The sequence below is a fragment of the Piscibacillus sp. B03 genome (genome assembly GCF_052246295.1).
GTDB lineage: Bacteria > Bacillota > Bacilli > Bacillales > Alkalibacillaceae > Piscibacillus.
Genome location: NZ_JBQQCO010000001.1, coordinates 245,988 through 265,484, shown reverse-complemented (window position 1 = coordinate 265,484; position 19,497 = coordinate 245,988). Strand labels below are relative to the sequence as shown.

Below are 19,497 nucleotides of genomic sequence, written 5' to 3'. Positions count from 1 at the left end.
TTACTAGGCTTTTTTTCAATACTCATGTACCTCACACTCTCAGTTAATAGATTATTAATACAAGTATATTAACACATCAGTTAGTTGATATCTTTATTTTGAAATAATTATAGAAAAAAAGTTTAATTATGGGTAAGATGATAGTAAGTATTTGGAAAAGAGGACGGTGAAAATTATGAAAAAATTGATTTGGCTAATTTTATTATTAGGAATCTTAGTAATCGCAGGTTGTACTGACACAGAACCAGAAGAACAAGAGAATGTAGAATCGGAAGAAGAGGTAACTGAAGAGGTTGACAGCGAAGGAGAAGAAATTGATGAAGGCATAGCAGAAGAGGAAGACGAGGAAGTAACAGGGGATCGTCCAGAAGGTTTTCTTTGGAAGGTAGAAGAAGGGCCAACAAAGGTGTATATGTTAGGCACGATTCACATTGCACCTGATAACTTTTTCCCAATGTCAGAACACGTTGAACAGGCTTACGAAGAATCAGATGTCGTGGTGCCTGAAATTGATATGAATAATGTTAATATGGGTGAAATGATGAGCATTATGACTGAACTAGGTCAATACTCTGATGGGACGACATTAAAAGACCATGTTTCACAGGAAACATATGAACAAATAGAGGATAGCTTTCAAGGGTCTTTATATACTATGGATATGTTAAATCAATTTAAGCCTTGGTTGGTAACAAATCTTTTAGAACAAATGAGAATTCAAGAACTAGGGTACACAGATGGCGTTGATATGCACTTTTTAAATAAAGCTGAAGAAGATGAAAAAGAAGTCATTGCATTAGAGACAGTTGAGGATCAGCTAGGTGTTTTTGCTGGGATATCGGATGATTATCAAGTCGAGATGTTAGAAGAAACGTTGGCGGCCCAAGATCAGTATGAAGAAGAATTAAACAAAATGTTGGACCTTTACAGTCAAGGTGACAAAGAAGCATTATTAGATATGTTAATCGTTGAAGGCGAAGAGAGTGACCCAGAGGCAGAGGCTTATCTCAAGGCATTAAATGACGACCGAAATTACAATATGACAGAACAAATAAAGGAGTTTTTAGAATCAGGTGAAGAAAAAACTTACTTTGTCATTGTTGGCGCTCTTCATTTAACGTTAGAACCACATATAGGATCAATTTTAGAAGAAAACGGATTTGAAGTTGAACGAATTCAGGAATAAGGTGGCGTGTCCACCTTTTCTTTTTTATAATGAATGAAGAAAGGAGTAGGTAAGATGATTAATGTTACATATTCAGGCAACATGCAAGACGTATTAACAGACGATAAAAAAGAACAATTAAAATCCATACATGAAGGGTTATACGCTAAAACAGGTGAAGGTAATGATTATCTAGGTTGGTTAGACTGGCCATCTGGGTTAAGTGACGGCTTCTTAAACGATATAAAGGAAACAGCTAAACAAATTCGTTCTAATTCAGATGTGTTAATCGTGATTGGAATTGGTGGTTCGTATTTAGGGGCTAAGGCGGTTATTGAGGCCTTACAACCACATTTTGAGAAGAATCCTGACTTTGAAGTGCTATTCGCAGGCCATCAAGTTAGCGGCTCATATTTAAAACAACTAATGGCTTATGTGGAGGATAAAGATGTTTCGTTAAATGTCATTTCCAAATCAGGAACGACGACAGAACCAGCATTAGCATTCCGTTTCTTACAGCAATACATGGAGGACCGTTATGGAGCTGAAGCGGATTCTCGTATCTATGTGACGACAGATGAGGAAAAAGGTGCTCTTCGTACATTGGCTGAAGAAAAAGGGTATAAACGTTTTGTAGTCCCTGATGATGTTGGCGGGCGTTATTCGGTATTCACAGCAGTAGGGTTATTACCAATCGCAGCAGCTGGCTTTGATGTAGAACAACTTGTTCAAGGTGCAAAAGACGCTGAAAGTGAATTGAACTCTTTCGATGTAGAGGAGAACCCAGCGATCCGTTACGGAGCTCTCCGTCATTACTTGTTCGAACAAGGCTATACGAATGAAGTGTTAGCAACATTTGAGCCGAAGTTAAACTTTGTACAAGAGTGGTGGAAGCAGCTGTTTGGTGAAAGTGAAGGGAAAGACGGGACAGGTATCTTCCCGATTTCTGTTGTCTACACGACAGATCTCCACTCGCTTGGGCAATACATTCAAGATGGGAAGCGCAATCTTTTTGAATCGTTCATTGTAGTGGATGAAGCGGATGAAGACCTTGAAGTGTTTGAAAAGGAAAACAACGCAGATCAGTTAAACTACCTAGCAGGACTATCGCTTCATGAATTCAATTTAACAGCTTATAAAGGTGTGTCTGAGGCTCATTTATCAGGCGGCGTGCCACAAGTGGGCGTTCATGTTAAAAGGTTAGATGAATATCACTTAGGTTATTTACTATACTTTTACATGCTCTCATGTGCGTACAGTGCCTATCTATTGGGTATTAACCCATTCAACCAACCAGGCGTAGAAGACTACAAGACAGCGATCTTTAAGTTATTAAACAAACCAGGATATTAAAAAATGAGGCTTTTGCGCCGCGGCGCAAAAGCTTTTCCTTAATGTAATATAATTGAGTGCACGTGAAATTCTTCAGAATGTCTTTGAAACGAGTACAAGTGTAGGTGAAATGCTCACAAATGTCTTTAGTATAGTATCGAATGCACGGAAAACGCGTGAGACTGACATTAAGATATTCAATAAAGAAGGGCAGTTCCTCGGGATCAGGAACTGCCCTATTTACTAATAATACTTTCTAACTTTTATAGTATTTATGATTGTCGAAATGAGTAATACAAATATCCAAAAGTAGAGGATTTGAGGGTTCAGATTAAACTGTTCAACAAAGTAAATTGTAACAGGGACTAATAAAAAAATCGCTCCTATAATAATCGTATATGTTCCTTGCTGCTTCTTAAAACCTTCCTTGTCCTTAACCTTTTTTGAAATTCCCCAGTCTAAAAAACTATTTGATTTGTTTTTGATAAAGGCATAGCCGATTAAAAATGAAAGAAAAGACAACAGGATTAGGATTACTATTAAAGACACCAAAATTAGCCCCCTTCCTATTTATGAATATCTTTTAACACCAACTGCGCAGCGCCGTACATGCCGGCTTCGTTCCCGAATTGTGCAATCACAATCTCAACATCGTTTAATAATAAAGGTTTCAACTGTTCTTGAAGATCATCAATCCAGTAGTCACTCGCTTCAGAAACACCGCCTCCAATTACGACGACTTCCATATCAAAAGTCGCTTGTAAAGAACTGATGACGACGGCTAGATCGTATGTAAATTCGCGAATAAGCTGTTTAGCTTTCGGATCGTCTGCCTTAAACAGTTCTTCAGGTTGATAAGAAAGTCCTGCTTCCGTAATACGGCGTCGCAAAGCCGTACCTGATACGTATTGTTCAGCACACCCTTTTCTACCACACCCGCATTCAACGCCGCCTGGATAAAGAATCATGTGTCCGAGTTCAGCAGCGCCTCCATTCGGTCCGCCTGATAGTACAAAGTCATCAATGATTACTCCGCCACCTAGACCTGTGCCAAGTGTTAAGCAAACCGTACGACTATAATCTTTTGCAGCGCCAATTTTTGCTTCTGCCAAAGCGGCGACATTGGCATCGTTATCAATTTCAACTCGTCTATTTGTCGCTTTTTCGAGCTGGGCTTTAACCTCTGTACCCGTCCATCCCGGAAGTAATTCCGTCGCATAAACGATTCGTCCTTTTTTAGGGTCGACGAATCCGTGTGTCCCAATCCCGATCGCTTCAACATCAGGATGTTTCTCTAATATCGTTAAAATTTCTTTTTCTAATAACTCATAAAGTGGAAAGGTAGTCGGCACTTTCAGGTCTAAATGGGTGTTCATATCTTCATCCAACACACCCATTCGAATCTTCGTGCCACCGATATCCACACCGATAACCTTCATGCTATGTCCTCCTTACGTTTGGTAAAAAACAACGGCTTCCCATGGCCTTAAAATAAGTTGGCCATCACGTTCTAGCTCGTTGTAATTCTGTATCAAAACTTTCCCTTCAGGCATAGGAAAGCTGTGAGTTCGATCACTAAAGTTACAATAAACAACCAGCTTCTCATCTCCATCCGTGCGCTCATAGGCAAACACATCAGGATGCTCACGATGAATGAGGTTGAAATCACCCGTCGTGATCACATCATAGTTTTTCCTTAATTGAATCAGAGCTTGATAGTAATAGAAAATAGAGTTCGAATCTTGTAAAGCTTGCTCAACATTAATAGTTGAATAGTTTGGGTTGACTTCAATCCAAGGATCGCCAGTTGTGAATCCACCGTGTCGGTCACTCGACCATTGCATCGGCGTTCTAGCGTTATCCCTACCTTTGACATGAATGGACTTCATAATCTCTTCATGACTCCAGCCTTCTTCAAGTTTTTCTTTGTACATATTAAGTGTCTCAATGTCTTGATATTGGTCAATCGACTCAAAGGCTACGTTTGTCATCCCAATTTCTTCACCTTGATAAATATAAGGCGTGCCCTGCATCATATGTAGGCAAGTCGCAAGCATTTTAGCTGACTCAACACGATAGGCCCCATCATCACCGAAGCGAGACACAATTCTTGGCTGGTCGTGATTGTTCCAATATAAACTGTTCCAACCAACTTGATATAAGGCGTGCTGCCATTTCTCTAAATTTTTCTTAAGGTCCACTAGGTCAAGGTCTTTTAAATCCCATTTACCGCCAGGGCCACCATCTAAATCCATATGCTCAAAAGTGAAAATCATATTTAACTCACGATTCTCAGGATTCGTGTAGGCTTGCGCATCCTCAGGTGACGCTCCTGGCATCTCACCAACCGTGACACAATCATAGTTAGAGAGCACTTCTTGATTCATTTCGTGTAAAAATTCATGGATTCTAGGCCCGTTCATAAAATACGGACTGCCGTCTCCGTTTGGCGCATCAGGTAATCCCGGTTCTTTTGAAATAAAATTAATGACATCCATTCGGAAACCATCAACACCTTTATCGAGCCACCAACGCATCATCTCATATATTTTTTGACGCAGTTCAGGATTTTCCCAATTTAAATCAGGTTGTTTTTTCGAAAATATATGTAAATAATATTGATCACGTTCTTCATCATACTCCCAAGCAGGTCCGCTAAATACCGACTTCCAGTTATTCGGTTCGTCGCGCCAGAAGTAAAAATCGTCATGCTCTTGAAACCATTTATGTTCATCGGACGTATGATTAACCACTAGATCCATCATCAGCTTTAAGCCACGATCATGCATCTCAGATAATAATTGGTCAAAGTCTTCCATTGTGCCGAATTCTTGCATAATCTGATAATAGTCACGAATATCATATCCATTATCATCATTGGGAGAATCATAGACAGGACTCAACCAAATGATGTCGACACCGAGCTTTTTTAAATAATCGAGTTTCTGTATAATGCCTTGTATGTCACCAATCCCATCCCCATTCGCATCCATGAAGCTACGCGGGTAGATTTGGTAGACACATGCTTTTTTCCACCAGTCTGTCATCGAATGCCTCCCTTTTAGGTAGATATTTTATCATAAAAATCAGAAAAAGATGATGGAGGGTGTCATGAAAAAGTTAATAAAAAATGATTATCTATCACTGATTTAATGATACACTATTTTTATGAGAGTTTTAATGAGGATCACAACATTTAAGTGACTAAATAAATTGTTAAATTAAGAGGGTCTGTTATGTCAGAAGAAAATATTACACGTCTTGAATTAGATGGTAAAGAAGTCATATTAATCGGAACAGCGCACGTTTCAAAGCAGAGCGCTGAACAAGTAAAAGAAGTAATAGACGCAGAGCAGCCAGATTCTGTATGTGTCGAGCTCGACCAACAACGGTACCAGTCGATTAAAGAAGGTAACAAGTGGAAGAACATGGACATTTTTAAGGTCATTAAAGAGAAAAAGGCGACCATGTTACTGATGAACATGATGATTTCGTCTTTCCAAAGCCGAATGGCGAAGCAGTTTGGAATTAATCCTGGTCAAGAGATGATTCAAGGAATTGACTCGGCGGTAGAGCATGATGCAGAGCTTGTTTTAGCCGACCGTAATATTCAAATTACGTTCTCTCGTATTTGGCGAAACTTAGGTTTTATGGGCAAAGTGAAGCTTTTAATGAGCATTGTCTACGGCATTTTTAGTGATGATGATATATCAGAAGAAGACCTTGAGCGCATGAAATCACAGGATATGCTAGATACCGTTTTGCAGGAATTCAGTGAGTCATTCCCTCAGTTGAAGACGCCGCTAATTGATGAGCGTGATCAATATTTAGCTCAGAAGATTCGAAGTGCTAAAGGGGATAAAGTGGTAGCTGTCCTTGGTGCCGCTCACGTACCAGGTGTGAAGAAAGAAATCTATCGTGAGCATGACTTGAAAAAGCTTACTAAAGTTCCGCCTAAATCGAAGAAGCCAAAAGTCATTGCCTGGGCAATTCCGTTAATCATTTTATCGATTATTGCTTATACGTTTATTAATAACCCTTCAGCAGGGACGTATCAAGCCATTTCGTGGATTTTATGGAACGGTTCTTTATCAGCAATTGGAGTGGCGGTTGCGATGGGGCACCCACTGGCGATTTTGACTGCGTTTCTAGTAGCCCCTATTAGCTCGCTGAATCCTTTACTTGCAGCCGGTTGGTTTGCCGGATTCGTTCAAGCCTTTGTCAGAAAGCCGAATGTCTCTGATTTTGAAAAATTATCAGAGGACGTTCATACAGTAAAAGGCTTCTGGAATAATAAAGTGACGAGAATCTTACTCATCGTCGTCATGGCGAACATCGGAAGCTCGCTCGGAACTTTTATTGGTGGAGCCGACGTCATCCGCGTGTTCTTGGAAAATTTATAATTGATGAAAGATTGACCTTTATTTATAAAAACATCAAGGGACTTAGAATAACTTCTTAGGTCCCTTGATGTTTACATAACTCTAGTAACTATTGCCAATTGGAGGGTAAGACTCAATATGTTCTAAGCATTCCATAATGTGAAGTAAATAGATTTTGTCATCCTTCATAGTCGAATAGCTCCATTTAGAACATCTTCTTTCATGCTCCAATGAATTGAATTTTCTGTAACGACATCCACTTTTGTATTAAGTAAGTCTTCTACATCTTGTTTAAATCGAATTAAATCAAACAAACTTCTGTTCTCCTCAAAATCAACCAACAAATCAAGATCGCTCATAGATTCATCTTCATGTCTAGCAACAGATCCAAAAACTCTTACGTTTTGAACTCCATGATCATCTGCTGACTTTAGAATTAAGTTCCTATTTTCTTGAAGAATATCATAAATCATAACCGACCTCACAATCTTCATTATTGTTTGTAATAGTATATCATGTTTTATCGTCATAATTCCCCTTATTATTATTAACAACTCTCACAAAGTTTAATTGTTTAACAGCCCAACGCCTTTCGCATATATAAGTAATAACACAATAAAAAGTAGGTGAATGTGATGGCGCGTAGACAGTTGGCGTTGGCAGCAACAGGACGGGATGAGATGGCGTTTCAATCATGGGCGGTTAATTCTGTTGGAAGGGAAAATGCGAGACAGTGGAATTCGGGAAAGCAACTTTTAGATCACTTAGTCGATGTGACCAATGGTGGGCAAGATTGTATTGAGAAGTTGATCATATTTTCTCATGCATGGCCATTTAATTCGAATGGTAATAGAGGGGGCGTCAAAATCGGTGGGCCGGACATTAACGGTTTTTATTTAAATAAACAAATTTATGACCATCGAGATGCACGCTACTTAAGCGATTTGGCGCAATTGATTCGTGCAGGTGAAGTGAAGTTTTGTGAAGACAGTACGATTATCTTTACGGGATGTCGTGTGGCATCAAGTCAGTTTCCTGTGGAGTTAGCCAAACTCACAGGCAGTACGATTATCGCAGCTAACGGATCAAGTTTTCCTAAACCAGGTAACCCTCCTGGAGATACGACAGGTGAATGGGTGAGCGGTGTGAATTTATGGGAAGAACAACAAGCGGCTAAAGATGGATGGTATGTTGGGTGGTTGAAGTACAAATACGACCCAATCACCCAACAAGTAACAGAAGAAAAAATCGGTCGAAAAACGAAGCAAGGCTATGTGTTTGATGTTTGGTAAAATTACGGTCTAAATAATTTGCCGTCGTATTGTTGATAAAGTAAAAATAACAGTCCAAGCATGACTAAATCCAATCGAGCATGGAATAAGGTGTGAATAAGACCGTCATGTAACATTGGTAACTTTGTAATGACAATCGCCCCAATGATAATGACCATTAACGGAATGGTCGACAACTTGACGTAACGGTTCAGAATTATTAATAAGCCAAACACAATTTCGGTTGCAGCGACAATGTACATGAACGTAATAGGTGAGGGAAAGCCAAGGTTTGTAAAATACGCACCCAAGCCGTTCCCGACTACTTTCATGAGACCAGATACAATAAAGACAAAGCCAACCAGATAACGCACTAATTGCGTGGATGAAATATTAATCATAGATTTCCCTCCTTAATATGTTGATCGTTTGCGTTAAGCTTGTCTGCAAACGTACTTAGTTCATGTATATGAAAAAAAGAGACAAGCATGACATGGCTTATTAATTTTTAGAAAAATCTAATAATATGCTAGTATAAACGTGGAGGTGAGGTCGTGAAGTTATTAAAATGGCTGTTAACGATTGTCGTGCTTGGGCTCTCAGTTAGCTTATACATAAAAGGTCAAGAACTGAGAGGAACCCAAGTGGATGGAGATGGGATTGGTGTACAGCTTTTAGGAATCGAGTTGGTGGACCGGTTGCCTGAAAGTAAAATCCCACTTTACGCAAATGGACTTTGGGTTGTTGCATTTATTTTATTTTTGGTAAGCATCGGATTCATTTATTTCAATGTGAAAAAATCGAATTCATAACAGACTGGAAGACCTTTCAACTTGTCAGAACGTATAACATTGAGTAGTATAGGTAGAGGATAAAATTTATAAGATCTTTGTCTTATTCAAAGGAAGGTTTTTTCAATGCGTAAAGAATCCATTTATGGATTAACTTATGATCAATTGAAAGATTGGCTCGTTGAAAACGGTCAAAAACGTTTCCGTGCAGATCAAGTATGGGATTGGCTTTACCGTAAACGTGTGAAATCTTTTTCAGATATGAAAAATGTTAATAAAGATACAATACAGCTTCTTGAAGACCATTATGTCGTTCAAACGCTAGATGAAGCGGTCAAGCAAGAGTCGAAGGATGGTACGATTAAATTCTTATTTGAACTTCAGGATGGGAACTACATTGAAACAGTATTAATGCGTTTTGATTATGGATTATCAGTTTGTGTAACGACACAAGTAGGCTGTAATATTGGTTGTTCGTTCTGCGCAAGTGGTATTTTACGTAAAAATCGTGACTTATCAAGTGGCGAGATTGTAGAGCAGATTATGAACGTTCAACACCACTTAGATGCACAAGGGAAAGATGAGCGTGTGAGCCACATTGTTGTGATGGGTATTGGTGAACCGTTTGATAACTATGATAATACGTTAGACTTTTTACGTATTGTGAATGACCAAAAAGGTTTATCGATTGGTGCACGCCACATTACAGTTTCAACAAGTGGTCTAGCAGATAAAATTTATCAGTTCGCTGATGAAAACCTTCAGGTGAATTTAGCGCTATCGATTCACGCGCCGAATAATGAGCTACGTACTCGTATTATGAAAATTAATCGAGCGTACCCGCTAGAGAAACTGATGCCGGCAATCGATTATTATTTAGAAAAAACAAATCGACGTATCACGTTTGAATATATTCTATTAGATGACGTGAACGACCATGTTGAGGAAGCAAAGCAGCTTGTGGAATTATTAAAAGATAAGCGCCACTTATCTTACGTCAACTTAATTCCTTATAATCCAGTTGCGGACCACCCTTATGAGCGTAGTCGTAAGCAAAATATATTGAAGTTCTATGAAACACTTCTTGAAAACAATATTAACTGTGGTGTACGCGTAGAACAAGGTAGTGACATTGACGCCGCGTGCGGTCAGTTGAGAAGTAAGCAAATCGAAAAAGCGAAAAAGAAGAAAAAAGTCAGTGCTTCATAAAATAGTAGAGAGTGCTTGTCGAGGCTATTGCCCTTTAGACAGGCACTCTTTTTTTGTGTGTTCGCATATGTTATAAGAGCAGGAGCTAAAGGATGTGATAGTTTGACCGTTTATTTCAATGGAAAGTCCAACGTGTACCGGTCGAAACAGCGTGTTCAAGCACCCAACCAAGAACAAGTTGTGGTTGACCGTTTCGGTGAATTCGTGAAGCAGCAACAGAAGATTAACCGCAATCTGACGAGGTCTTACAATATGTTGAATCAATTGTATAGTCGTCAAGAACATACCCAGAAAAGTATTTTAAACCGGTTAGAAAGCATGGAACATCGCCACCATTCTCATGATCAATTTAAAAGCCAAATCCTTAACCGATTATCGTCATATGATCAAAAACAAACGAAAGTGGAGGATTGGATGAGACAAGAGGAAAATTCGAAGGGTCAGTTGATTAACGAGCTTAAGATTATACATGAGTCGAATCAAAAAATAATTGATGAATTGACGAAACAAGATCATACCAGTGATGAGCTCATGCAACAGCTTAATGACATGATGGACGTTCAACAACAAATTTCACAGCAAATATCAGACTATGAACAGCAACAACGTGAAATGGCGAAGAAAATAGAGAATCAAGAAGCATTGATCGAAAAGATGTCGAACCAAATGACACATTTCAGGTCGATAATATATGAACGAAGCCACCACTTAGCTGAGAAGATTGAAGATCAGTACCATTTAACTTCGAATTATTTACAGCACTTGATGAACGGTAAAGAACACCCGATGACCTTTATGGTGACGAAGAAGAAAGAAGACGAATAACAAGGCAAGGAAAAAACCCAATTGCGCTCGCGGCGCAATTGGGTTTACCTTTTTTCACGAATATTCGTTAGTTGTACCTCGAATTCATTAGCCGGGTCATCGAGGTAGTATACTCGTGCGACGTCCGTATTGTCTTCAACGTGTTGGATGAACACACGTTTGCCGTTGTATTGTACGTTACAGACTTTGGGTGAGCTTGCGATTTCTTCAGCGCGTAAACGGTCCATGGGGAAACCTCCTTCGTTTAATCTTTATATCAAAGCGCCACATGACGCTTATAAACGAAGTTTTTAAAAACAAGGGAGCTAACAACTAAAATAATAAATGAACAGGGTCATCTTCATACAACCCATCAAGGTCAACTTCTTGAACATGATCCATATCATCTAGTGGAAAAACCTGTGCTGTTCCGTTTTCTTCATCGATACTTTGTACATACACAGGAATCCCGTGATACTTCACCGTAATCAATGTGGGAGAGTCAAAAATTTGTTGTAACATCTGAGTATCCATTAGAAACCTCCATGGTGACTTTATTTGTAATGAATGGTTTCGTAATCATATTTTTGACTTTAAACATGAAAATATACCTTGCTAAAGTTGGCAGAAAGATTTAGTAACAAATAACTTTATATCGACATTTCTCTCCCTTTACCAGCCAAACCTTCTGTGATATCTTAATATTAAGAAAATTTAAATAATATACACGGGCACTTAGTTTAATTTTGATTTGCAAACCAAAATGCTTCGCTTACCGCAGGCACGGCTTCAACTTCCCCAAACTCACTTCCGTTCGGGGGTTAAGGATGTTCGGCTAAGTTCGCAACATCCATGTTGCAACGCCGAACTGACCCACATCCTGTGGCCCCTCAGTTCGTGCTGTTCCTGCAGGTGTCTCAGCATTTTGACTTCACAAATGAATTAAATATTATTGTTTTTAACTCGCCATTAAGTGCCATAAATTTTATAAAAGGAGAAGGGATCATGACAGCAAGGTATTTAAAAGAAGATCATAAACTATATCGTGAAGCCTTAAAGAAATTTTTAGATAAAGAAGTTAGACCATATTTTAATCAATGGGAACAAGACCGTTTAATCCCTCGTGAGCTTTGGACAAAAATGGGTGAGAACGGCTTTTTGTGCCCATGGGTAGACGAAGAATACAGTGGATTAAACGCCGATTTTGGTTACTCAGTTGTGTTCAACGAAGAAATTGAACGCGTCGGGACTGGGTTAGTTGGGTTAGGCTTACATAATGACATTGTCGTTCCGTATTTTGATGCATATGGAACAGATGAGCAAAAGAAACGCTGGATTCCGAAGTGCGTAACAGGTGAATATATCACAGCAATTGCGATGACAGAGCCAGACGCCGGATCTGATTTAGCAGGGATAAAATCGACAGCGATAAAGAATGGCAATCACTACGTTTTAAACGGACAAAAGACGTTTATCACGAACGGTATCCATGCTGACCTCATTGTGGTGGTCGCTAAAACAGACCCAAATGCTCAACCTGCACATAAGGGCATTAGTCTTTTTGTTGTAGAAAAAGATATGCCTGGTTTCTCGCGCGGACGTAAGTTAGATAAAATCGGTCTTCACTCTCAAGATAGCAGAGCTGTTTTTTGAAGACGTAAAAGTCCCTAAAGAAAATTTGCTCGGTGAAGAAGGTAAAGGATTTTACTACTTAATGGCACAACTTCAACAAGAACGTTTAACCGTTGCCATCAGTGCTCAAGTGGCTGCAGAAGAAATGTTAGAGATGACGACTCAATATGTTAAAGAACGTAAAGCATTTGGGAAACCTATTTCAAACATTCAAACCGTCCAACATAAAATCGTCGAGATGGCGACTGAAATTAGAATCGGCAGGTCATTTTTGGACGACGTTATTGAGAGTCACATGAAAAATGAAAGCGTTGTCAATGAGGTATCGATGGCTAAGTATTGGATTACGGATATGGCCAGAAAAGTAGCAACTACGTGTATGCAATTACATGGTGGTTATGGTTATATGGAAGAATACGAAATCGCAAGACGTTATCGAGACATTCCAGTGTCATCGATTTACGCTGGAACAAACGATATTATGAAAAATATAATTGCTAAGAATATGGGGTTATAACAATGTTAGAAGGTATTAAAGTAATTGATTTTTCACAGTACTTACCGGGACCGTTTGCATCTCTGCGTCTAGTTGACCGAGGAGCGAACGTAATTAAGGTTGAAGCTCCTAATGGCGATCCTGCTAGGCAAATGGCGAACGGTGCTTTATATGCTGTCAATAACCGAGGCAAAAAAAGTGTTGCGATTGATCTAAAAAGTGAAGCTGGACAAGCGAAGGCTTACCAACTATTAAAGGAAGCAGATGTGGTTCTTGAAAGCTTCCGCCCTGGCGTGATGGACCGACTTGGATTAGGGTATGAGGCCGTTAAAGAAATCAAACCTGACATCGTGTATTTGTCTTTAACTGGTTTTGGCCAAAATAGCCCTTATTCTCATCAAGGTAGCCATGACCTAAATTATATGGCGATGAGCGGTATGTTAAGTCAATTGAAAGATGCATCTGGACGCCCTGTCATGCCAACACAGACGGTGGCTGATTTAGTAGGCGGAATGGCTGCTAGTGAAGCAATTTTAGCGGCTTTATTTAAACGCGAACGAACCGGCCAAGGCAGTTATATAGACTTGGCAATGACAGATGCAGTTTTATCGATGATGGGTAATCATGCGATGCTGTCGTCAACGTCCAACATCGAATCAGGCATCCCTGTCTTAAATGGTTCTTATGCCAATTATCGAATATATGAGACGAAGGATGAGCGTTATATGGCACTAGGCGCTTTAGAATATAAGTTTTGGGCAACGTTTTGTGAAGCGGTTGGCCAAGAACAGTGGTTAGAAAAGTTTCCTGAAAAATTAACGAAACACCAAGCTCACATGGAAGTTGAAGAACTTTTTTTAACAAAAACCTTTAGTGAATGGATAGATTTTGGAAGACAACATGATTGCTGTTTATTCCCAGTACTCGAAATCGATGAAGTCCTAGAAAATGCTTACGTCCAAGAACGAGACTTAGTCCATATGAACGATGGCATACCTTTTGTCCAAACGAATGACCAAACCGTTAGAAAAAGTGATCATGTAGCTAAACTAAATGAACATCATGACCTCTTAGATCCTACTAAATGAGCAACCTCGTCAAATAGGGCGAGTCAAATATAATTTTTGATTAAAGGAGAGGGTTCAAATGATGGAAGGTAAACTATTGATCAGCCAAATGATTGAGAGGGCTGAAAAGCTTTTTCCAAAAAAGGAAGTCGTCTCAAGAACTAGTTCAGGTATTCATCGATTAACGTATAAAGAAATCGGTGAGAGAACGAGGCGTCTGTCTAGCGCTTTAGAAAATCTAGGCGTCGAACGAGGCGATAAAGTCGCAACGCTTGCATGGAATGACCACCGCCATTTAGAAGCATACTTTGCGATTCCAGGAATGGGAGCAGTCCTACACACGATCAACATACGTTTATCACCAGAACATATTACCCACATTATTAATCATGCTGAAGATAAAGTGTTATTAGTCGACCCAATGTTTTTACCAATTTTAGAAGCCATAAAAGATCACATTCCAACGGTTCGAGCGTTTGTCATCATGACAGATGATCAGCAATTACCTGATACGACCCTCACACCTATTTACTCCTATGAAGATTTATTGTTAGAAGCAAGTCCTGATTATGAATTCGCAAAAGATCTAGATGAAAATGCCCCAGCTGGGATGTGCTTCACTTCAGCTACAACCGGAAAACCAAAAGGCGTTGTCTATTCACATCGTGGGATTACACTGCACAGTTTAGCTTTGGGGTTAGCTGATTCGGGCGGACTATCGGAGTCTGATATTTGTATGCCGGTGGTTCCAATGTTTCATGTTAATGCGTGGGGACTACCATTTGCATCAACATGGTTTGGGACAACGCAAGTGATGCCAGGTCCAGCATTTACGCCAGAGTTACTAGCTGAACTCATTACGTCTGAAAAGGTAACCATCACAGCAGGCGTACCAACGATTTGGCTAGGATTGTTAAAAGAGTTAGATGCGAATGCTGAGCGCTACGATATGAGTTCACTGCGTGCGGTATTATGTGGTGGTTCTGCAGCTCCAATGGGCATGATCAGAGCGTTTGAAGAAAAACATAACATTCCGTTTGTTCACGCGTATGGTATGACCGAGACCGCACCTCTTGTGACGTTGTCGCGTTTGAAGAGTTACCAAGAAGACTTGCCTACAGATGACAAGTTAGAGATCCGCGCTAAGCAAGGTTGTGTCGTCCCAGGACTTGAAATAAAAGCTGTTAATGATGAAGGCGAAATTGAATGGAATGGAACAGATATGGGAGAACTTCTTGTACGCGGACCATGGATTGCAGATGAATATTATAAAGATGAACGAACTGAAGAAGCGTTTCGTGATGGATGGCTTCACACGGGTGATATCGTCACAATCGATGAAGAAGGGACAATTAAAATTACGGACCGGACGAAGGACCTAGTAAAAAGTGGTGGAGAATGGATTTCAACGATTGATTTAGAGAATGCTCTAATGGCGCATGATGCGGTCTTTGAAGCGGCGGTTGTCGGTGTGCCTCACCCGGAATGGCAAGAGCGACCTATTGCAGCGGTTGTCTTAAAGTCTGATGCTGTCGTTGATAAAGAGGAACTGCTTGAATACTTAAGACCGCAATTTGCAAAATGGTGGATTCCAGATGATGTAATCTTTATGGATGAGTTACCGAAAACGTCAGTCGGAAAATTCCAGAAGAACGCACTGCGAGAGCAACTACAGGAGCATTTGGTTTAGAGCTAGTTCATTTAATGGGTGGAAGCCGTTTATAAATGACGGAAACCCGTTTATAAGACAGCAAAACCCGTTCATAAAAGTCAGAAACCCGTTCAAAAGTCAGCGAAACCCGTTCAAAAGTCAGCGAAACCCGTTCAAAAGTCAGAAAAACCCGTTCATAAAAGTCGGAAACCCGTTCAAAAGTCAGCAAAACCCGTTCAATAAACAACGACTTACGTTCATAAATGAAGGGAACTCGCACCAGGCGAGTTCCCTCTATTTTGTTACTTCGGTTGCATGCGGATCGCACCGTCCAGACGAATCACCTCGCCGTTTAGCATTGGGTTTTCAACAATGCTTTCAACTAGCTTGCCGTACTCAGACGAGTACCCCAGACGAGATGGGAATGGTGTCATCGCACCTAAAGTTTTACGGGCCTTATTTGGAAGTGACGCAAAAAGTGGTGTATCGAACAAGCCTGGTGCAATTGTCATCACACGAATACCATAAGGTGACAAGTCACGAGCGATCGGCAGGGTCATACCGACAATGCCACCTTTTGATGCACTATAAGCAGCCTGGCCGATTTGTCCTTCATATGCGGCAACAGAAGCGGTGTTCACAATAACTCCACGTTCACCTTCACTATTTGCCTCATTTTCTTTCATAAGATCTGCAGTTAAACGAATCACGTTAAATGTTCCAACAAGGTTCACTTGTATCACCTTTTGGAATATAGCTAAATCATGAACACCTTTACTTCCAACAGTTTTTTGAGCAGCCCCAATACCAGCACAATTCACAACTACACTTATGGCACCCAGCTTTTTCGCAACATTTAACGCTTTTTGGACACTTTCTTCATCAGTGACATCTGTTGTAACAAATTGAACTTGATCAGAACCGAGTTCCTCAACCAATGCTTGGCCCTTTTCTTCTTGCAAATCTGCAATAACCACTTTAGCACCATTTTGAACCAAATTTCGAACGGTGGCTTCACCTAAACCAGAAGCACCACCCGTCACGAAAGCAACTCTATCTTTAAGTTCCACAAAAAATCCCCCTTAATCTAATCGCTCAATAATGGTTGCGTTGGCCATGCCGTGACCTTCACACATCGTTTGCAGACCATATCGACCACCCGTACGTTCGAGTTCGTGCACAAGCGTGGTCATTAACTTCGCGCCACTCGCGCCAAGCGGGTGACCAAGCGCGATGGCACCTCCATTAACGTTTAACTTGTCTGGGTTTGCTCCAGTTTCATCAAGCCAAGCCAGCGGAACCGGCGCAAACGCTTCGTTAACCTCATATAGGTCGATGTCATCAATCGTCAGCCCAGCTTTCTTTAAAACTTTTTCAGTAGCTGGAATGGGTCCTGTTAACATTAAAGTTGGATCCGAGCCAACAACTGAGCGAGCCACTACTCTAAAGCGAGGCTTTAACCCTAGTTCATCCGCCTTTTCGCGTGACATTAACAACAAAGCAGCTGAACCATCACTGATTTGACTCGCATTTCCAGCAGTAACGACACCATCTTCTTTAAAAACGGTCTTTAACTCACCTAACTTTTCAGGAGTTGTACTACGGCGTGGTCCTTCATCATGTGTGACGGTTTGAGTTGTCCCATTTTCTAACGTCACGTCAACAGAGAATGTTTCTTCCTCAAAACGCCCTTCGTCTTGGGCTTTGATTGCTTTTTGGTGGCTTTGATAAGAAAACTCATCTAATTGTTCACGAGTGTAACCCCATTTTTCGGCAATTCTTTCAGCGGATAACCCCTGATTAATAATCTCGTACTTTTCAGTCAGTTGCGGACTTAACTTCGATCCCTGCATATTTGAAAACATAGGCACACGGGACATATTCTCAATCCCTGCCGCAACTACTACATCCATATCACCACTTAATATCGCTTGAGATGCGAAATGCACAGCTTGCTGACTCGAACCACACTGACGATCAATCGTTGTTCCAGGTACGTCAATTGGATACCCCGCAATCAAAGCAGCGATTCTCCCAATATCGAAGGCCTGCTCACCCACTTGGGATACACAGCCCATAATCACATCTTCAATAACGGCTGGGTCTACACCAGCACGGTCGACTAATTCTTTTAAAGTTAATGCTGCTAAATCATCTGGTCTGATGCCGCTTAAAGCCCCTTCTCGACGTCCGACCGGTGTTCGGACAGCTTCTACTATGACAACTTCACGCATGTTGTATTTCCCCTCTCATCCTTGTTTGTAATCTAATCCTATTATAACAAAAATTTATAATTATCTGAAAATATGTTATTGATGAACTCAAAAACATATATAATGAATTTAGAGTTGGGGGGAGATTTAGGTGAAGGAAGAAATAAAATTGAAAGTACAAAATAGGTTGGATGATATGGTGCAAACTGACTCCATGATCCATAATGCGTATTTATTAGTTCATTCTGAAAAAAATGAGATTCATTGGAACATGGCTTCTGGTACGACGAATCAAGTTAAAGCATTAGCTGACCAACGCTATCATACAGCTAGTATTGGTAAAATGTTTACAGCAGTGATCATTGTGAAATTAGCTGAACAAGGAAAAATCAATTATGAAGACCGGATTGTCGATTATCTATCTGAAGACATTTGTAGAGGTTTGCATGTCTGTAAAGGAACGGATTATTCAAACAGAATTCAGATTAAACATTTGTTGAGTCATACATCAGGTTTGCCAGACTATTTTGAAGATCAACCAATACAAGGTGAATCATTTTTAGAGATGACGCTTAAAGAACCAAATGTCTTCTGGACACCAGAGGAGACTATAAAATGGTCGAAACGTTATCTAAAGCCTCGTTTTGAACCAGGGAAAAAGTGTCGTTATTCAGATACAGGATATAATTTATTGGGTTTGATTATTGAAAACATTACTTCAAAGCCCTACCAAGACGTGTTGCATGAGTATATTTTCAACCCCCTAAATATGAACAACTCTTTTTTATCACAGTACTCAGAACCAAATGATCAAACAAACGAACCCATAGCAAACGTATATTTAGGTAATCAAAAAATCATTGTAGAAGATTATCGGAGTTTTAGTAGTTTCTATGCTGGCGGACAAACAGTAAGTACCTCTGAAGATTTATTAAAATTCATGAAAGCCTTAGTGAACCATGAATTAATTCAAGGCAAATCTTTAAAAGAAATGCAACAGTGGAGGAGAATGTGGGGGTTAGGCATATCTTACGGGTATGGTTTAATGAATATAAAGCTTCTTCCCTTTATGAAAAAATATGCCGGGTGGGGACATCTAGGTTCGATTTCATCTTTTGCTTTATATTTTCCGGTTTTAGATGTTTATGTAATAGGAAATTTCAATCAATCAAAGCGGGTCCATAAAAGTATGCGCTTTATGTTAAGTGTCCTACGAGAACTGTCTAAAAAATAAAAGAGGCCGAGACAAAAGAAAAGTAGCTGATCAGGCAATGAATATTGAGTGCTATTAGCGTAGTCAAAATGCTGAGACACCTGCAGGAACAGCACGAGCTGAAAATCACCCCAAACGAACACGAGTGAGTTTGGGGAAGTTGAAGCCGTGCCTGCGGTAAGCGAAGCATTTTGACTTAGCAAAAAAGAAGACAGATATTAAGAATCACACGCTACATCATGTGATAACAAAAGTTTTGTCCCAGGCTCTT

General features: G+C 40.1%; 19 protein-coding genes and 1 pseudogene. 11 read left to right on the top strand and 9 right to left on the bottom strand.

Translation table 11 applies throughout. The features are described 5' to 3' along the window. Positions 1-175: 175 nt before the first annotated feature. Together ACTWQB_RS01455 and ACTWQB_RS01450 are read left to right on the top strand one after the other, a co-directional pair. Positions 176-1,186: a TraB/GumN family protein gene (locus tag ACTWQB_RS01455; RefSeq protein WP_443137404.1), complete on the top strand. Its 1,011-nt coding sequence runs from the start codon at positions 176-178 to the stop codon at positions 1,184-1,186. A 54-nt stretch (positions 1,187-1,240) separates the two neighbouring features. Continuing rightward, entirely contained in the window at positions 1,241-2,518 is a 1,278-nt protein-coding gene (locus ACTWQB_RS01450) for a glucose-6-phosphate isomerase (RefSeq protein ID WP_443137442.1), read from the top strand. A gap of 222 nt (positions 2,519-2,740) precedes the next feature. Here ACTWQB_RS01450 and ACTWQB_RS01445 read toward each other — a convergent pair whose 3' ends face one another. From ACTWQB_RS01445 to ACTWQB_RS01435, 3 genes are read right to left on the bottom strand one after another with little or no spacing between them, the layout of a single operon-like run. Beyond that, on the bottom strand, positions 2,741-3,046 hold the full coding sequence (locus tag ACTWQB_RS01445) for a hypothetical protein (protein ID WP_443137403.1): 306 nt from the start codon (positions 3,044-3,046) through the stop codon (positions 2,741-2,743). Positions 3,047-3,063: 17 nt separating this feature from the next. Beyond that, positions 3,064-3,936: an ROK family protein gene (locus ACTWQB_RS01440; protein WP_443137402.1), complete on the bottom strand. Its 873-nt coding sequence runs from the start codon at positions 3,934-3,936 to the stop codon at positions 3,064-3,066. 12 nt (positions 3,937-3,948) lie between these two features. Next, a complete protein-coding gene (locus ACTWQB_RS01435; RefSeq protein WP_443137401.1) occupies positions 3,949-5,544 on the bottom strand; it encodes a glycoside hydrolase family 13 protein in 1,596 nt (531 codons plus the stop codon). 189 nt (positions 5,545-5,733) lie between these two features. On the opposite strand from ACTWQB_RS01435, the gene ACTWQB_RS01430 reads away from it, so the two are divergent. Further along, positions 5,734-6,900 carry a TraB/GumN family protein gene (locus ACTWQB_RS01430; RefSeq protein WP_443137400.1) on the top strand — a complete coding sequence of 389 codons (1,167 nt, stop codon included), beginning with the start codon at positions 5,734-5,736 and terminating at the stop codon, positions 6,898-6,900. Between the two features lie 164 nt (positions 6,901-7,064). Here the strand turns inward: ACTWQB_RS01430 and ACTWQB_RS01425 are convergent, their stop codons facing one another. Continuing rightward, positions 7,065-7,352 carry a nucleotidyltransferase family protein gene (locus ACTWQB_RS01425; protein WP_443137399.1) on the bottom strand — a complete coding sequence of 96 codons (288 nt, stop codon included), beginning with the start codon at positions 7,350-7,352 and terminating at the stop codon, positions 7,065-7,067. A gap of 162 nt (positions 7,353-7,514) precedes the next feature. On the opposite strand from ACTWQB_RS01425, the gene ACTWQB_RS01420 reads away from it, so the two are divergent. Beyond that, positions 7,515-8,171, top strand: a complete 657-nt coding sequence (locus ACTWQB_RS01420) for a hypothetical protein (RefSeq protein ID WP_443137398.1) — start codon at positions 7,515-7,517, stop codon at positions 8,169-8,171. Between the two features lie 2 nt (positions 8,172-8,173). On the opposite strand, the gene ACTWQB_RS01415 is transcribed toward ACTWQB_RS01420, so the two are convergent. Further along, complete coding sequence (locus ACTWQB_RS01415; RefSeq protein WP_443137397.1) at positions 8,174-8,551, bottom strand: DoxX family protein; 378 nt, start codon at positions 8,549-8,551, stop codon at positions 8,174-8,176. A gap of 153 nt (positions 8,552-8,704) precedes the next feature. On the opposite strand from ACTWQB_RS01415, the gene ACTWQB_RS01410 reads away from it, so the two are divergent. From ACTWQB_RS01410 to ACTWQB_RS01400, 3 genes are all read left to right on the top strand, one after another. Next, complete coding sequence (locus ACTWQB_RS01410) at positions 8,705-8,962, top strand: hypothetical protein (protein ID WP_443137396.1); 258 nt, start codon at positions 8,705-8,707, stop codon at positions 8,960-8,962. A gap of 105 nt (positions 8,963-9,067) precedes the next feature. Further along, a complete protein-coding gene (rlmN, locus tag ACTWQB_RS01405; protein WP_443137395.1) occupies positions 9,068-10,150 on the top strand; it encodes a 23S rRNA (adenine(2503)-C(2))-methyltransferase RlmN in 1,083 nt (360 codons plus the stop codon). Positions 10,151-10,252: 102 nt separating this feature from the next. Continuing rightward, positions 10,253-10,975, top strand: coding sequence for a hypothetical protein (locus ACTWQB_RS01400; RefSeq protein WP_443137394.1), 723 nt, complete (start codon positions 10,253-10,255; stop codon positions 10,973-10,975). A gap of 44 nt (positions 10,976-11,019) precedes the next feature. Here ACTWQB_RS01400 and ACTWQB_RS01395 read toward each other — a convergent pair whose 3' ends face one another. Both ACTWQB_RS01395 and ACTWQB_RS01390 read right to left on the bottom strand, forming a co-directional pair. Then, positions 11,020-11,202, bottom strand: a complete 183-nt coding sequence (locus ACTWQB_RS01395; protein ID WP_443137393.1) for an H-type small acid-soluble spore protein — start codon at positions 11,200-11,202, stop codon at positions 11,020-11,022. Between the two features lie 85 nt (positions 11,203-11,287). After that, the gene (locus tag ACTWQB_RS01390; RefSeq protein WP_443137392.1) at positions 11,288-11,488 is read right to left on the bottom strand and encodes an H-type small acid-soluble spore protein; all 201 of its coding nucleotides are present in this window, start codon (positions 11,486-11,488) and stop codon (positions 11,288-11,290) included. 471 nt (positions 11,489-11,959) lie between these two features. Here ACTWQB_RS01390 and ACTWQB_RS01385 point away from each other — a divergent pair. The 3 genes and pseudogenes from ACTWQB_RS01385 (at position 11,960) to ACTWQB_RS01375 (ending at position 15,839) form a co-directional block, all read left to right on the top strand. Then, positions 11,960-13,103 (top strand): annotated as a pseudogene (locus ACTWQB_RS01385) (acyl-CoA dehydrogenase family protein). A 2-nt stretch (positions 13,104-13,105) separates the two neighbouring features. Then, positions 13,106-14,170 (top strand): CaiB/BaiF CoA transferase family protein, encoded by a 1,065-nt coding sequence (locus ACTWQB_RS01380; protein WP_443137391.1) that lies wholly within the window; start codon positions 13,106-13,108, stop codon positions 14,168-14,170. A 58-nt stretch (positions 14,171-14,228) separates the two neighbouring features. Further along, on the top strand, positions 14,229-15,839 hold the full coding sequence (locus ACTWQB_RS01375) for a long-chain fatty acid--CoA ligase (RefSeq protein ID WP_443137390.1): 1,611 nt from the start codon (positions 14,229-14,231) through the stop codon (positions 15,837-15,839). 263 nt (positions 15,840-16,102) lie between these two features. Here the strand turns inward: ACTWQB_RS01375 and ACTWQB_RS01370 are convergent, their stop codons facing one another. Together ACTWQB_RS01370 and ACTWQB_RS01365 are read right to left on the bottom strand one after the other, a co-directional pair. Then, positions 16,103-16,870, bottom strand: coding sequence for a 3-hydroxyacyl-CoA dehydrogenase (locus tag ACTWQB_RS01370; RefSeq protein ID WP_443137389.1), 768 nt, complete (start codon positions 16,868-16,870; stop codon positions 16,103-16,105). Positions 16,871-16,882: 12 nt separating this feature from the next. After that, entirely contained in the window at positions 16,883-18,034 is a 1,152-nt protein-coding gene (locus ACTWQB_RS01365) for a thiolase family protein (RefSeq protein ID WP_443137388.1), read from the bottom strand. A 130-nt stretch (positions 18,035-18,164) separates the two neighbouring features. Here ACTWQB_RS01365 and ACTWQB_RS01360 point away from each other — a divergent pair, with 130 nt between their 5' ends. Further along, entirely contained in the window at positions 18,165-19,247 is a 1,083-nt protein-coding gene (locus tag ACTWQB_RS01360; protein WP_443137387.1) for a serine hydrolase domain-containing protein, read from the top strand. The last annotated feature ends 250 nt before the right edge of the window (positions 19,248-19,497 follow it).

Coding starts and splice junctions, on each gene's coding strand:
- rlmN (WP_443137395.1), top strand. CDS start 9,068: ATGCGTAAAGAATCCATTTATGGATTAACTTATGATCAATTGAAAGAT.
- ACTWQB_RS01365 (WP_443137388.1), bottom strand. CDS start 18,034: ATGCGTGAAGTTGTCATAGTAGAAGCTGTCCGAACACCGGTCGGACGT.
- ACTWQB_RS01455 (WP_443137404.1), top strand. CDS start 176: ATGAAAAAATTGATTTGGCTAATTTTATTATTAGGAATCTTAGTAATC.
- ACTWQB_RS01395 (WP_443137393.1), bottom strand. CDS start 11,202: ATGGACCGTTTACGCGCTGAAGAAATCGCAAGCTCACCCAAAGTCTGT.
- ACTWQB_RS01450 (WP_443137442.1), top strand. CDS start 1,241: ATGATTAATGTTACATATTCAGGCAACATGCAAGACGTATTAACAGAC.
- ACTWQB_RS01415 (WP_443137397.1), bottom strand. CDS start 8,551: ATGATTAATATTTCATCCACGCAATTAGTGCGTTATCTGGTTGGCTTT.
- ACTWQB_RS01435 (WP_443137401.1), bottom strand. CDS start 5,544: ATGACAGACTGGTGGAAAAAAGCATGTGTCTACCAAATCTACCCGCGT.
- ACTWQB_RS01440 (WP_443137402.1), bottom strand. CDS start 3,936: ATGAAGGTTATCGGTGTGGATATCGGTGGCACGAAGATTCGAATGGGT.
- ACTWQB_RS01375 (WP_443137390.1), top strand. CDS start 14,229: ATGATGGAAGGTAAACTATTGATCAGCCAAATGATTGAGAGGGCTGAA.
- ACTWQB_RS01430 (WP_443137400.1), top strand. CDS start 5,734: ATGTCAGAAGAAAATATTACACGTCTTGAATTAGATGGTAAAGAAGTC.
- ACTWQB_RS01425 (WP_443137399.1), bottom strand. CDS start 7,352: ATGATTTATGATATTCTTCAAGAAAATAGGAACTTAATTCTAAAGTCA.
- ACTWQB_RS01390 (WP_443137392.1), bottom strand. CDS start 11,488: ATGGATACTCAGATGTTACAACAAATTTTTGACTCTCCCACATTGATT.
- ACTWQB_RS01420 (WP_443137398.1), top strand. CDS start 7,515: ATGGCGCGTAGACAGTTGGCGTTGGCAGCAACAGGACGGGATGAGATG.
- ACTWQB_RS01380 (WP_443137391.1), top strand. CDS start 13,106: ATGTTAGAAGGTATTAAAGTAATTGATTTTTCACAGTACTTACCGGGA.